The following is a 13,501-nucleotide window of genomic DNA, read 5'->3' on the forward strand; positions in this document are numbered from 1 at the left end:
TCCCTCATTCTTGATCAAGAAGATGGAGGATGACATGTCTCGTCTCCGCGCGTTGGCGCTGACTGTCGTCGCGGGAGCCGTTCTGCTGCCCTCGCCCGCGCACGCAGCGTCCGTGAAGGGGGTGAAGCTCGTCAACGGCGCGTCCGGCCAGTGTCTCACCGTGGCCGCGACCGAAGTGAAGAAGAACGGCGCCCCGGTCATCCAGTGGCCCTGCGACGGTTCCAGGCGCCAGCGCTGGTACGTCGTCAGGGATTCCGAGGGCGGCGTGACTTTCCGGAACGCGGTATCCGGACAGTGCATGGCGATCGCCCACGGAACCACCAGGGAAGGCAAGCGGGCCATTCAGTGGCCGTGTTACCGGGGCAAGGCGCCGGAGCAGGTCTGGCGAACGAAGGCGGCGCGGATCAGGAATCTGGCCTCAGGCCGATGCCTGGCGATCGGCGAGGGCAGCAAGACCAAGGGGGCCATCGCCATTCAGTGGCGCTGCTACGGAGGCAACGCCCCTGAGCAGGTCTGGCACATCCGCAAGAACTGACCCGGCCGGAAGAACGGCAGCCGCGGCGATTTCCGCGTCGGCCGACGCGACGTAAGACCCCGAGGTCGCGAACCTTGAGCCAGGCCAGGCTCGCGCTCCCGTCGAGGGAGGCGAGCCTGGCACACGCAGAAACGAGACGGGCCCCTGCCGTGCGCGCGCTTCGCAGCCCGCGCACCTGATCCCCGTGCCGCCCCCACCGCATGCTGGACCGCCTGGTGGAGCAGCACGTCAAGGCCGCCGCGGTCGCCCGGGGCTGCCTGAACCCAGCCGTCCGCGCCGAGCGCGACTGCGCGAGATGCTCACGACCGTCCCCACCGAACCTGCCTCAGAACCTGACCGGGCATCAGGCTCTGACGGCGCGCCCGGGCAGGGCGGTCGGCACCAGATGCTCGTCACGGACCACGAACCGGCCGCCGACAAGAACGTGAACGAACCCGGAGGAATGCCTGACCGTCTCGGTGTAGGTGGCACGGTCGCTGACGGTCTCGGGGGCGAAAACGGTCAGGTCGGCGTCGCAGCCCGCCTGAACACGGCCCTTGCGCCGCATCGCCGGAACACCCGAGCCCACCACGTCGGCGGGGACGAGCGTGCACCGGCGCACGGCCTCGGGCAGTGACAGGACCCCGTTCTCCCGGACGAGCCGGCGCAGCGTCCGGCCGTAGGTGCCGGCCGTACGAGGGTGGGTGACGGCGTCCGGCCCGAGCGGCCAGGAGAGCGGGTCGGGCGCCCCCGAGCGCCACAGGAGGGGGACGGCATCGGTGGCGACAGCGGCGTCGGTGAAGGTGAGGGCCCGCTGGATGTAGTCGAACTGAGCGGGGTCATCCTCGTCGAGCAGGTGGACGAAGGCCGCCGAGCCGGGTTCGCTCTCGCGGATTCGACGCAGGGTGTCGGCGTCGGGGACACGGCCCTCGGCACCGAGCAGGCCGATGGAGTGCGGGGTCAGCCCGCGCCGGTGCAGGAGTTCCGGGGCGAGGAAGGCCGCGCCGACGCCGGTCATGCCCGCGCCGTAGGGGTAGGCCTCGGTGGTGACGCGCGAGCCTTCGGCGCGGACCTTCTCCACCAGGCCGAGCACGCGGTCGACATGGCGGATGGAGGTGCTGTTGACGTGGCAGTAGTGCATGTGCGCGCCGGTCTCGGCGGCGGCGCGGACGACCTCCTCGGCGCCGTCGACGGGAGTGGTGGGATCCATCTCGACGAGTTCGCGGGCGTGGGTGTAGGTGGGCAGCCCGACGCGGGCGGCGAGGGCGGCCACGGCGAGGTACTCGGCGGGATCGACGCGGGGCGCGTAGCCGATGAGGATGCCGATGCCGAGCGCGCCATCGCCGAGGTCGCGCTCCAGCATGCCGACGATGCGGTCGACGACGTTCCGCGGAGCGGCGCGCTGCCATTCCTCGCGGCCGATGTGGGCGAGGAAGTCGTCCTGCAGGTCGCCGCTGGTGTCGAGGCCGAGGAGGACGGACATCCGCGCCACGGCCCAGGAGGTGGCGAAGCCGTAGTTGAGGGGCCTGCCCTCGATCTCGGCCCTGCGGTAGGCGGCGGCGACCGGGTAGGCGCCGGCCTCGAGTTCCAGGACGGTGGTGACGCCGTCGAGCGCCTGCAGGCGGTGGCCGGCGACGTCCACGCTGTGGCTGTGCAGGTCGATGAAGCCCGGACTGACGACCAGGCCGGTCGCGTCGACGGTGGTGACGCCGTCGAGCGGCTGGTCGGAGACGGCCTGGATGACCCCGCCGCTGACGCCGACGTCGCGTACGGCGTCCAGACCGGTCTCGGGGTCGATGACCCGGCCGCGGGTGAGGACCAGATCGTATGTCGTCACGCGAGCTCCTTCGGTACGAGGCTGAACTGCTCAGGGCGCTGGGGCACGATCAACGCGATCAGCGCGCCGAGGACGGTGGTCGCGATGAGCAGGCCGAAAGCAGCGGTGTAGGAGAACTGGTCGACCAAAAAGCCCATGAGGACGGGGGCGAGGACGCCGGCGATCTGGCCGCCGACGTTGACGACGCCCATGCCGGATCCGATGAAGGCGGGCGGCAGGGCGCGCACGGGCATGCCGAGGATGCCCATCGTGGAAAGGCCCGCCACGCCCATGGCGAGGGTCTGGTACACGGTGAACCCGACAGCGGAGTCGGCCATCAGCATGAGCACCAGGAGCACGGCGGTGACCAGGAGCAGGGGAATGACGTAGAGCCGGGCCCTGTCGTGGAAGAAGCGGTCGAACAGCCAGCCGCCGAGGAAAGCGGTCGCGCACGCGACCAGGCCGGGGATGGCGGACATGACACCGGTGTTGATGAGGGAGATGCCGCGCTCCTCCAGCAGGTAGCTGGGCACCCAGGTGATCAGGCCGTAGCCGAGCATGTTAGTGGTGCAGAAGAGCGCGGCGAACTTCCAGACCGATGGCGAGCGCATGACGGTGCCGAGGCTGGTCCCCTTGTCCTGAACGACGTCGGAGCCGTTGAGGTGGGCGGGCAGCGCCTTGGGCAGCAGCTTCCAGAGCAGCACGCCGACGGCGACGCCGGCGGCGGCGGTGACCCAGAAGGTGTGGCGCCAGCCGAGGGCGAGGATGAGCGGCGCGACGAGGAGCGGGGCGACGCCGGCACCGAGCTGGTTGGAGGCGAGCATGGCGCCGGCGGCGGTGGCGCGGATGGCGGGGGTGGTGCGTTCCGCGACGGCCTTGAAGGACGCGCCGGGAAAGAGGCCCTGGCCGACGCCGAAGAGAGCACGGATGACGAGGAGGGAGGCCAGGCCCCAGGCGATACCGGTGAGGGCGGTGAAGACCGACCAGAGCAGCATGGAGACCATGAGCTGGCGGCGGGCGCCGAACTTGTCGGCGAGGATGCCACCCGGCACCTGGCACAGCAGATAGACCAGGGAGAAGGCGGTGATCAGCCAGCCTTGCTCGGTCTTGGTGAGGGCGAACTCCTCGCCGATGAACGGCAACGCGACGGCCATCATCACCCGATCGACATAGTCGATCACCCAGACGCCCATGAGCAGGCCGACAGTGACGGTAGCCGTTTTACGTACGTGCGCGGGCGCCAAGGTGTGGGTGACTTCGGCGAATCCCATTCACAGGCCTCCGGAGCTAGATCAATGTTCCAGCAACCCTCCATCACCTCACCCGGGAGGTGCTTCGTGCAGAAACATGAAGTCGGGGCCGTCGGCGGTGCAATTGCACCAAGATCTGTCCGCCGGTGGCGAACGCCTCGACGGTGCCCCACCCGGGTCCAGGCGATGAGCCCCCGGAACGTCCCAGGAGCCCAGTGCCGGCTCGGCGCTACCGTCCGTGTCTTCGGCGCGTTCTGTTCGTCGTGGTCGCGCAGCATGCGCAGGACGGTGGCGGGTGAGGGGCGCGGCCCTTTTCGGAGAAGATCGCCGTCTGTCGTCGCCCTCGGTTGCGCCCACTTCTTCCATGCACGGAACTCTGTCATTGCAGATAGTAGTCAGTTGATTACATCCAGTTCATGATCGGCAGAGCGACACCTGCTGCACCAGCTTCCGAAGGGAACCCCCATCATGCGACGCACACTGTCCACGCTGGCCGCTCTCGCTGCGGCCGCCACCCTCACCGTTGCCGTCTCCGGCGGCCCCGCCTTCGCGATCGACCACGTCACATGCGACCCTGACGCGGGCTACCTGCAGATCTGGTCGCACTCCAACGGCCGCGACAGCGTGGACTGCTACGCCAACCGAGGACGGACCGACTTCGGCGGATGGTGGGTGGACAAGATCTCCACAGGTAACAACGATGTGAAGTACTACGACGCCAACGGCGACGTGGTGCGGATCAATCGCCACACCGTGATGACCTACCCGAACCGCCCGCCGAAGGTCGCCTCCATCGAGATCCTCTGACACATGGGGAGCGTCCGGCGACCGCTGAACAATCCGGCTGCCGGACGCCGCCCCACCTGCGAGTCCACAGGAATGGTGCAGTCAACAGAGCTCATGAGACCACGCGGCTGACCGAAAGAGGCCTCAGGCCCATGGGGCGAGGTCACAACTCAGAGTGGGAGCGACTGGAGCCGCTGCTCCCGAAGGCGGCCGGTGAAACGACCGCCGAAGGACGATCGACGGCGTGTTGTACCGGGCTCGCACCGGACTGCCCCGGCGGGACCTGCCCGAACGATTCGGCCCCTGGATCACGGTCTGCGAGCGGCATCGACCCCGGTCGGCTGATGGCACCTGGCCGCGCTGGCCGTCCGGTTGGCAGAGGTGGCTTCCTCCAGTTCGGCTTGCGCTGCTGATTGTTCGACGGCAGGGCGGCCCCTTGGCGAGTTCGGGCACGTACTTGTAGCTCGTGCAGCAACTGACGTTCAGCAGCCGGGCGGTCGATGACACGGTGGCGTCAGGTTGGGTGAGCAATGCCCTCGCGTGCCTGGTCTGCTCAGAGGTCATCGCGGGCGAACGGTCGGGGCGAGCTGGCCGAGCTGCTGTCCCCTGTCGCCGCTGGAGCTGCGTCCCTGCGCGTGGACGGCGTCGTCGCCCCACCACGACTCTTCGGGAAGGCACTCAACCTCCGGGCGGGCTCGCGCGTTGGGGAGGGCGAAAGGGGACCTTCACTGATGACAGATGACGACGAGGCTGCCTTCGACGACTTCCTCGCCACCAGAAGCACCTCGTTGCTGCGTACCGCGATCCTGGTGTGCGGGGCGACGCGGCACGACGCCGAGGACCTGGTCCAGCACGCCCTGGAGAAGGTCTACCGGAACTGGCCTCGGATCAGGCACGACAACCCCGAGGCGTACGCGAGGAAGGTCGTCGTGAACGCGGCGATCAGCAGGGCGAGGCGGCGCAGGGTCGTCCAGGAGATCATGTTCGCCCGGCCGCCCGAGACCGCCGCCGACTCTCCCGACCTCGACCTGCGCGACATGCTCATCGGTGAGCTGCGCAGGCTGCCGCCCAGGATGCGCGCCGTGCTCGTCCTGCGCTACTGGGAGGACCAGTCCGAGCAGGCCACCGCGGCCCTGCTCGGCTGCTCGGCCGGGACGGTCAAGAGCCAGGCCGCGCGCGGGCTCGCCAGGATCCGCCAGAACATGGATGTCGCAAGGGAAGTGACGAGATGACGATCGAGGACGACCTCGCCGACGCCATGGCGGCGCACGTCGCCGAGGTTCAGGCCGGGCCCGGACTGGGCAGTGCCGTACGCCGGGCGCACCGCGCCCGCCTGACCAGGTTCCGCGTGGCGGGGGCGGCGATCGTCGCGGCGGCCGTGGCCGTGACCGTGCCGGTGATGCTGAATCCCGGCGAACCCGCCGACACCGGCCAGAACGGCGTCGTGATGCGCAACGACGTGACCGTGCCCGACGTGACGGGCCGGCGCGCCACCGAGGCGGCCAAGGCGCTCCACGACACCGGGCTGAAGGTCGCGCTCACCGGGATGCGGAGCGACAACGGCCTGGTGGGCACGCAGGAACCGGCCGCCGGCAAGGTCGTCGCCCGGGGCAGTACGGTCACCCTCGACGTCCAGTTGCCGCCCGCGCCGACGCCGCAGGCCCTGGGAGACCTCGGCGACGGGCGGAAGTTCGGCGGCATCCAGCTCACTTACCTGCCGGACGGGCTCGAATGGGGCAAATGGTCGAAGGACGATGTGGTCGGCCCCGGCAAGAGCTACACCACCAGCTTCCGGAAGCCGGGCCCCCAGCAGGCCGGCTACGCCGTACAGGTGATCGTGGCCCATGGCGCGTCCGCGGACGCCTTGTACGACTTCCGGCCGGAACCGCGGGCCGAGACGGTGGACCTCGACGGCAGGCCCGCGCGGCTGTCCAAGGAAGGCGACTCGGGGGCCGCCGGCGGCCCGGTCACGCCCGCGGTCACCTGGAAGCTCCGCAAGGACCTGGCCGTCAAGGTGCTCATCGGCCCCGAGTACGCCAAGGAGATCGACGCCATGAGTGAGTTGAGGAAGATCGCGAAAGGCGTCCGCCCGGTCCGGTGACGCGCGCCGTCCGGCGCCATCCGGCGTCCTTCTCCCGACGCTCGGCACGGACCCCGCGACCTGCACCGATCGATCCACCTCGGGGCCGGCGACAGCTTCGGGAGAAGGACGCCGATGAATCCGGTGACCGGGGTCGTGCTGCTCGCTCCGCGGCCGGGCTAGACGTCGTCGTCCGGGCGTAGGGCGTGCAGGACCGCAGAAGTGTCCAGGTAGAACGGGTGTATCTCGGTGATGCGATCATTCTTGATCGTCATCAGCTGCATCACCGAGGTCTCCAACGCCCGGCCGGTGGCGCGGGCGCGCAGGAGGCCGCGGTTCCAGACCACGACGCTGCCGCCGTCCACCACATACTTCTGCTCCAGGAACTCCAGGGACTGCCAGGCCTCGCTCATGGCGGCCATGAACTGCTCGATGCCGCTCGGGCCGCGCCAGGTGCCCCCGTAGGGCAGGGAGTCCGCCTGGTACATCACGACCTCCGGGTCCAGGCACTCGGCAAGCTCGCCGAAGTCGGCCTTGCCGAAGCCCCCTGCGGCGATATAGGCAACTTCCGCCCGGTAGAACCTCTCCAGCACTGCCAGTGAGCTCCTTCCCTCGCCGCCTCCCGAAGCCGGACCGTCATTCGTCATTGTTTCTGCCGTCATGCGCTCATCATGTCCGTCCCGGACAGGATGCATCCGGCGGAAATCGGACAATCAACGACTGGCCATGCTGGGGCCTGCGTCGTGTGCTCCATCCGTGACGGAGGGGGCGAGGAACGTGGTATACGGGTGGACGACTTCGCCTCAGACAGAGTCATGCCGGTACGGAATCTGGCGCGCCGAGCACCTGTTCAAGACCGCCTCTGCCGAACTCGGCCTGCACGACGCCCCTGCATCAGCTCCGGCACACCGCGCTGACCCACCTGGGCGAAGCAGGCCGCACCGCGCCGGAACTGCAAGCCAAGTCCCGCCACCAGCACCTGTCCGGCCTCGGCCGCTACGTCCGCCTGAGCAAGGAGACCTCGGCCCGCATCACCTGCCGAGCACGACCCGGCGGCCCGCCGACGCAAGGCACTGAGGTCCTGCCTCTACGCCACGCGGTGTGCTTCCGGTGTACTGCGGCCGGACCCGTGGTGACCCACCAGCTCCAGTCCGGACGCCCGGCCCGCAGCCCCTTGCCATCGACGGCCCGCGAGCCCTCGCCCCCTCCCCAGGCGCCGCGACCCCCGCGAGATCAACGCGCCCAAGCCGAATGCCAGCGTTTGCCTTTATAGCGCGTGTGCAACTATTGTCGAAGCCTGCAAGAAGCAGTAGCAATAGTAAGAAGGGTCGCGCGATGCCTCTCGCACTCCTCGCCCTGGCCATCGGGGCCTTCGGGATCGGCACCACCGAGTTCGTGATCATGGGCCTGCTGCCCGAGATCGCCGGCGAGTACGGTGTCTCCATCCCCACCGCCGGCCTGCTGGTCACCGGCTACGCGATCGGCGTGGTCATCGGCGCGCCGCTGATGACGGCGCTCGGCACCAGGATCAGCCGCAAGACCATGCTGCTCGTGCTGATGGGCCTGTTCGTGGTCGGCAACCTGCTGTCCGCGCTGGCGCCCGGGTTCGGCATGATGCTCGGCGGCCGGATCGTGGCCTCGATGGCCCACGGCGCGTTCTTCGGCATCGGCTCGGTGGCCGCCGCCGGCCTGGTCGCCCCGCACAAGAAGGCCGGCGCCATCGCCACCATGTTCACCGGCCTGACCGTCGCGAACGTCGTGGGCGTGCCGCTGGGCACCTTCATCGGGCAGGCGGTGGGCTGGCGCACCACCTTCGCGATCGTGGCGGGGCTGGGCCTGGTCGGCCTGCTCGGGATCGCCGTGCTCGTGCCCGCCATGCCCCGGCCCGAAGGCACCCGCCTGCGCCCGGAGCTGACGGCGTTCCGCAACCCGCAGGTGCTGCTCGCGATGGCGATGACCGTGCTCGGCTTCGGCGGCGTCTTCGCCGCGATCACCTACGTCGCGCCGATGATGACGCAGGTGGCCGGCTACTCCGCCGACGCGGTCACCTGGCTGCTCGTGCTGTTCGGCGCCGGCATGTTCCTCGGCAACCTGCTGGGCGGCCGGTTCGCCGACCGCGCCCTGATGCCCCTGCTCTACACGACCCTCGGCGGCCTCGCGGTCGTGCTGGCGCTGTTCACCCTGACCGCGCACGACAAGGTCGCCGCCGCGGCGAGCATCTTCCTGGTCGGGGCGCTGGGCTTCGCCACCGTGCCGCCGCTGCAGAAGCGCGTCCTCGACCAGGCGCACGGCGCGCCGACGCTGGCCTCCGCGGTCAACATCGGCGCGTTCAACCTCGGCAACGCGCTCGCGGCCTGGCTGGGCGGCCTCGTCATCGCCGCGGGCCTGGGCTACACCGCGCCGAACTGGGTGGGCGCCATCCTCGCCGCCGCGGCCCTCGCCCTGGCGTTCTGGTCCGCCGCCCTGGAGCGCCGTGCGCCCGCGCGTGAACCGGCCGGCGCCGCCGTCGCGGTTCCCGCCCTCGTCCACGAGTGACCGCCCTGACTGCGCGTCCGTCCCACCTCAGGAGAATCATCATGAACGCCACCACCCTCACCCCGCTGACCACCGCCGACGCCGAGGTCCTGATCTCGGCCGCCCGCGCCGCCGCCGAGGCGGCCGGGGTCGCGGTCAGCGTCACCGTCCTCGACGCCGGCGGTCACCTGCTGGCCTTCCGCCGCGACGACCGCGCCGTGCTGATCTCCGGCGAGACCAGCACCCGCAAGGCCTACACCGCCCTCCAGCTGAACGCCCCGACCGCCGAGCTGGTCGACCTCGTCAAGCCCGACGGCCCCTTCCACTCCCTGCCGACCGCGCTCGACCGGCCGCTGCTGTTCATCGGCGGCGGCCTGCCGATCAACCGCGACGGCCACCTGATCGGCGCGATCGGCCTCGGCGGCGGCGCCCCCGAGCAGGACCACGGCTTCGCCACCGCCGCACTGGAGGAACTCCCCCGCTGACCTCGCGGTTCGCGGGCCAGGTCAGCGCGCGGTCTGCACGTCCCTCGCCGCGGCGGCCATCTCTGTCAGGACGTCGTCCACCGGCGTCGCCACGACGCCGAGGATCTCGACTGTCGGGGACGCGTCGAGCACGTTGGGCCGGTCGTACAGGTACAACATCTCGGGGAGCTCGGCCATGATCGAGTCGGTGCACCCGATCTCCGCCAGCTCGCGCAGGGACATGCGCTCCAGCCGCGGCGCGGGCGCCTGGGCGGCTTCGGCCAGTCGCCGGGCGAGCCCGCGCACCGGAAGCTCGCTGGTGGAGGGCACGTGCCAGGCCCGTCCCCAGGACGCCTCGTTCCCCGCGGCGGCGACGAGCGTGCGGGCCGTGTCGCCGGTGTAGGACCAGCTGTGCGGCGCGTCCAGATCACCGGGACAGGAGACCGGCGCGCCGGTCAGCACCTGCGCCCCGACCATGAGCGTGAACGGCGAGTACGCGCCGGCGCCGAGGAAGTCGGCGGCCCTGACCTCGGTCACCCGCACCCGGCCCGCCTGGTGGGCGGCGAGGGCGTCCTGCCACATCCGCGCTAGGAGAACCAGCTTCCGCCGAGCTCCTGGACGGCCTTGCTGCCCTTGGGCACCAGGACCGCCTCGCTCAGCACGTTGTTGACGCTCTTGGCGTCGTTGAGCAGGGCGAACAGGAAGAACATGCCGCCACTCGCCGTACGGAAGCCGAAGACGGAGCCGCGGCCGGCGAACCCGACGTACATCCCCTTGTTGACCTGGGGGAACGCCTTGCGGCTGTAGCTGTCCTTGGCCAGGCGGTAGCCGGAGTCGCCCTCCTTCTTCCTGTCCCCGTTCCAGAAGTTGCGGTACTCCTCGGCCACGGCGGCCGCCATCGCGTCGTCCATGTCCGTGATGTAGCCGTCGGCGTCGAGCAGCGGCTTGGGCATCTGCTGTCCCCAGTGCAGCGGGGTCGTGACGGCCAGCCGGAAGGACTGCCCGGGAGAGCGCAGGAACGCCAGCAGGTGCGGGCGGCTGTGGCCCTTGGTGTCCCGGTAGGTCGCCTTCGCGATGAACCAGTCGCCGGCCGGTGGCTGCCGCTCCGGCCTGGGCACATAGATCGTCGGGGTGCCGGTCGGGTTGATCGGTCTGTGCGCCGGCTTCCACCCGAAGCCCTCACGGCCGCGCTCCAGGACGCCCTCGTACAGGGCGCCTTCGACGAACAGCGCGTCGAGCCGGGCGTTCGACCGCCACCACTTGCGCTTCTTGAGCGCCGCGTTGTACGCGGCCACCCACGTGCGCATGGCCGTCCGGGCCTGGGCGACGGTCAGCGCCTGCGCGCTCGCGGACGGCGCGGCGTCCGGCGACTGAGACGGAGACTGAGACCGAGGCGGCGGGGTGGCGGGCGAGGCGGCCCGGCTCGGCGTCGGCGGGTCGGCGGGGCGATAGGGCAGTCCCGGGATCGCGCCGCAGCCGGCCAGGCTCAGCACGAGAGCCACGACCCACGGTAGTGCGCGCACCGACAACTCCCCCAAGACAGCGCAAAGACCTGACAAACAAGAACATATCGGATGCGTCCCGCCGCGCCGCTATCCCCGCAGCTCACCCGGGACGCGCGTGTTCATCTCCCTGTCGGTCTTCGGCGGCGGCGAGATCGACCTGCGCGACGCCCGCTTCGCCGGCCAGGAGATCCGGGTGCGCGCCTTCGCCCTGGCCCTGTTCGGTGGCGTCAGGACGAAGACCAAGCGGCCCGCCGCCAGGTGAACCGCCCTTCGCCGGTCAAGGGCGGGGGATCTCCACCTCGCGCACGGCCGACAGCGCGGCCGGCGGGAAGTCCGGCCACTGCGGCCCGTGGTGCCCCTCGCCCTGGAGGTACCTGTCGGCGAACGCCTGGGCGGCGGCCAGCACGTCCGCGACCTGCCGCGCGGCGAGCCTCCCGGACGTCAGCGCCTCCCCCAGCTCGTGCAGATCCAGCACCCGGTACGGAAACCCGGGCGGGCCGACGACGAAGTCGACGTAGTGGTCGGCCACCCGGACCGTGTCGCCGCTCTCCCGGATCCCGACCAGGTCGATGTACCACCAGCCGGCGCGTTCCGGCCCGAACACGACGGGCTGGTGGAGTTGCACCGACTCGTCCAGCAGCAGGAACGCCCGTTGCCGGCGCCCCGCGCCGGGGCGCACGTACCGGCCCTCCGGGATGTCGAACTCGTACGCCGCCACCCAGCCCACCCGGACCCCCGGGCACGGCAACTCGCCGCGGAAAACGGTGACCCGCTCCCGAAAAATGCGACCCGCGCTCACACGGCCAGATCGTATCCGGGGCGGCCGTTCAGCCGGAGCTCGCGGCGCTGCGCTCGGGACGGCTGTGGCCGGTGCTGACGGCGTGCGCCACCACGACCCGCCGCGTGGTGTATGGCCAGGTCAGCAGGGGAGGAGCCAGGAACCCTGGACGCTCACACCCGCTCGCGAACACCGCGCAAGAACGAATCGGAGAACATGTGATGCGCGCAACCCTGATGTACGGCGCCGGCGACGTCCGCGTCGAGCAGGTGCCCGACCCGACCGTCGAACTTCCCACCGACGCGCTGGTCCGCGTCACCGCGTCCTGCATCTGCGGCAGCGACCTGTGGCCCTACGGCTCGATGAAGCCGGAGGAGGGCCCCGCCCGGATGGGGCACGAGTTCATCGGCATCGTCGAGGACATCGGCGCGCAGGTGACCACCCTCGCCCGGGGCGACCTGGTCGTGGCGCCGTTCGCCATCTCCGACAACACCTGCCGGTTCTGCCGCGAGGGCCTGCACACCTCCTGCGCCGACCCGCAGGCCGGCTTCTGGGACGCCGAACCGGACGAGGGCGGCCAGGCCGAGGCCGTACGCGTCCCGCTGGCCGACGGCACCCTGGTCAAGCTGCCGGTCGAAGCCGACTCGGCCCTCATCGCGTCCCTGCTGACACTCGCGGACGTGCTCGGCACCGGCCACCACGCCGCCGTGGCCGGCGGCGTCGGCCGGCGCACCCGCGTCACCGTCATCGGCGACGGCGCCGTCGGCCTGCTGGCCGTGCTGTCGGCCAGGCGCCTGGGCGCCGAGCAGATCATCCTCATGGGACGTCACCGGGCCCGCACCGACCTCGGCCGCGAGTTCGGCGCCACCGACGTCGTGGCCGCCCGCGGCGAGGAGGGCATCGAGCAGGTACGCGACCTCACCGGCGGCGACGGCACCCACGTCGTCCTGGAGGCCGTCGGCAACATGCCCGCCTACCGGCAGGCTCTCGGGGTCGTCCGGCCGGGCGGCGTCATCAGCCGCGTCGGCGTCCCGCAGTACGACGACGCGCCGATCGGCATGGGCAGCCTCTTCCGCCACAACCTGCGCCTGGCCGGCGGCCCGGCCCCGGTCCGGGCCTACATCGAGGAGCTGATGCCCGACATCCTGAACGGCGTCATCGAACCCGGCAAGGTCTTCGACGCCACCACCGACCTCGACGGCGTCCCGGCCGGCTACCGGGACATGGCCGACCGCAAAAGCCTCAAAGTTCTCATCAAGCCCTGACCTGTCGAAGCGCACCCGAGGCGCCGGCCGCGCCGGAACACCACCCGCGGGCGAAGCCGCTCCCAAGCGGGAGGAAGGAAACAACCCCGCGAGGAATGATCCTCAGCCCGATAAGCCACCCCGCCCGCCCCTCGCCCGCGCACGGTCGCCATACTGCAGAAGGCGCACGGTGAAGAGCCCCCTGGTGGCCTGAGCACAGATCACCACGGCACCTCCCGCCGACCCGGTGCTCCGGAGCCGCCCTCGGCCCGGAGCACCCGCGCCCACGACATCCACGACGTCGGAAGGCCCTGATGACAGCCGACCAGCCCATCTGCTGCCCCACCTGCAAGGGAGTCCTCCCCGGCCGGGAGCGCAGCGACTACACGGCCGCCCGCGGACGCCTCGTCGTCGTCAACGGCTACTGCCAGGGCCGCTGCCCGGCCCCCGGACAGCCGCCCCGACTCCAGGCCCCCGCGGAACACCCCGCACCCGCCGACCACGACACCCGGCAGCCGCTCAACGTCCCGGCCCCGGCACTCTGACGCCG

General features: G+C 70.8%; 15 protein-coding genes and 1 pseudogene. 10 read left to right on the top strand and 6 right to left on the bottom strand.

Features of this window, described 5'->3' with window-relative positions:
* Positions 1-10: 10 nt before the first annotated feature.
* Positions 11-535: an RICIN domain-containing protein gene (locus ABT158_RS32750; protein WP_352360064.1), complete on the top strand. Its 525-nt coding sequence runs from the start codon at positions 11-13 to the stop codon at positions 533-535.
* Positions 536-878: 343 nt separating this feature from the next.
* Here ABT158_RS32750 and ABT158_RS32755 read toward each other — a convergent pair whose 3' ends face one another.
* Together ABT158_RS32755 and ABT158_RS32760 are read right to left on the bottom strand one after the other, a co-directional pair.
* Positions 879-2,351, bottom strand: coding sequence for an amidohydrolase family protein (locus ABT158_RS32755; RefSeq protein WP_352360066.1), 1,473 nt, complete (start codon positions 2,349-2,351; stop codon positions 879-881).
* Positions 2,348-3,601 carry an MFS transporter gene (locus ABT158_RS32760; RefSeq protein WP_352360068.1) on the bottom strand — a complete coding sequence of 418 codons (1,254 nt, stop codon included), beginning with the start codon at positions 3,599-3,601 and terminating at the stop codon, positions 2,348-2,350. Before ABT158_RS32760 ends, ABT158_RS32755 begins: the two co-directional genes overlap by 4 nt.
* A 447-nt stretch (positions 3,602-4,048) precedes the next feature.
* Here ABT158_RS32760 and ABT158_RS32765 point away from each other — a divergent pair, with 447 nt between their 5' ends.
* From ABT158_RS32765 to ABT158_RS32780, 4 genes and pseudogenes are all read left to right on the top strand, one after another.
* Positions 4,049-4,387, top strand: a complete 339-nt coding sequence (locus tag ABT158_RS32765) for a beta/gamma crystallin domain-containing protein (protein WP_352360070.1) — start codon at positions 4,049-4,051, stop codon at positions 4,385-4,387.
* Positions 4,388-4,518: 131 nt separating this feature from the next.
* Positions 4,519-4,727, top strand: a pseudogene (locus tag ABT158_RS32770) (transposase); the annotation flags it as partial.
* Positions 4,728-5,097: 370 nt separating this feature from the next.
* Entirely contained in the window at positions 5,098-5,598 is a 501-nt protein-coding gene (locus tag ABT158_RS32775) for a SigE family RNA polymerase sigma factor (RefSeq protein ID WP_352360072.1), read from the top strand.
* Positions 5,595-6,467, top strand: coding sequence for a PASTA domain-containing protein (locus ABT158_RS32780; RefSeq protein WP_352360074.1), 873 nt, complete (start codon positions 5,595-5,597; stop codon positions 6,465-6,467). The genes ABT158_RS32775 and ABT158_RS32780 overlap by 4 nt, the downstream gene beginning before the upstream one ends.
* A gap of 158 nt (positions 6,468-6,625) precedes the next feature.
* Here ABT158_RS32780 and ABT158_RS32785 read toward each other — a convergent pair whose 3' ends face one another.
* A complete protein-coding gene (locus ABT158_RS32785) occupies positions 6,626-7,039 on the bottom strand; it encodes a nuclear transport factor 2 family protein (RefSeq protein ID WP_352360076.1) in 414 nt (137 codons plus the stop codon).
* Between the two features lie 742 nt (positions 7,040-7,781).
* Here ABT158_RS32785 and ABT158_RS32790 point away from each other — a divergent pair.
* Together ABT158_RS32790 and ABT158_RS32795 are read left to right on the top strand one after the other, a co-directional pair.
* Positions 7,782-8,981: an MFS transporter gene (locus tag ABT158_RS32790; protein ID WP_352360078.1), complete on the top strand. Its 1,200-nt coding sequence runs from the start codon at positions 7,782-7,784 to the stop codon at positions 8,979-8,981.
* A 41-nt stretch (positions 8,982-9,022) separates the two neighbouring features.
* The gene (locus ABT158_RS32795; RefSeq protein ID WP_352360080.1) at positions 9,023-9,445 is read left to right on the top strand and encodes a GlcG/HbpS family heme-binding protein; all 423 of its coding nucleotides are present in this window, start codon (positions 9,023-9,025) and stop codon (positions 9,443-9,445) included.
* Between the two features lie 21 nt (positions 9,446-9,466).
* On the opposite strand, the gene ABT158_RS32800 is transcribed toward ABT158_RS32795, so the two are convergent.
* Together ABT158_RS32800 and ABT158_RS32805 are read right to left on the bottom strand one after the other, a co-directional pair.
* Positions 9,467-10,006, bottom strand: coding sequence for a Rossmann-fold NAD(P)-binding domain-containing protein (locus ABT158_RS32800; protein ID WP_352360082.1), 540 nt, complete (start codon positions 10,004-10,006; stop codon positions 9,467-9,469).
* A 5-nt stretch (positions 10,007-10,011) separates the two neighbouring features.
* A complete protein-coding gene (locus tag ABT158_RS32805) occupies positions 10,012-10,947 on the bottom strand; it encodes a DUF8094 domain-containing protein (protein WP_352360084.1) in 936 nt (311 codons plus the stop codon).
* Between the two features lie 97 nt (positions 10,948-11,044).
* Here ABT158_RS32805 and ABT158_RS32810 point away from each other — a divergent pair, with 97 nt between their 5' ends.
* A complete protein-coding gene (locus ABT158_RS32810) occupies positions 11,045-11,191 on the top strand; it encodes a hypothetical protein (RefSeq protein ID WP_352360086.1) in 147 nt (48 codons plus the stop codon).
* A gap of 15 nt (positions 11,192-11,206) precedes the next feature.
* Here ABT158_RS32810 and ABT158_RS32815 read toward each other — a convergent pair whose 3' ends face one another.
* Positions 11,207-11,728, bottom strand: a complete 522-nt coding sequence (locus ABT158_RS32815; protein WP_352360088.1) for a DUF402 domain-containing protein — start codon at positions 11,726-11,728, stop codon at positions 11,207-11,209.
* A gap of 200 nt (positions 11,729-11,928) precedes the next feature.
* Between ABT158_RS32815 and ABT158_RS32820 the strand changes: the two genes are divergently transcribed.
* Both ABT158_RS32820 and ABT158_RS32825 read left to right on the top strand, forming a co-directional pair.
* Positions 11,929-12,972, top strand: a complete 1,044-nt coding sequence (locus ABT158_RS32820; RefSeq protein ID WP_352360090.1) for a zinc-binding dehydrogenase — start codon at positions 11,929-11,931, stop codon at positions 12,970-12,972.
* A gap of 293 nt (positions 12,973-13,265) precedes the next feature.
* Positions 13,266-13,496 (top strand): hypothetical protein, encoded by a 231-nt coding sequence (locus tag ABT158_RS32825; RefSeq protein ID WP_352360092.1) that lies wholly within the window; start codon positions 13,266-13,268, stop codon positions 13,494-13,496.
* Positions 13,497-13,501: the final 5 nt, after the last annotated feature.

Origin of the sequence: Nonomuraea sp. NPDC001636 (assembly GCF_040298265.1) — a bacterium.
GTDB lineage: Bacteria > Actinomycetota > Actinomycetes > Streptosporangiales > Streptosporangiaceae > Nonomuraea.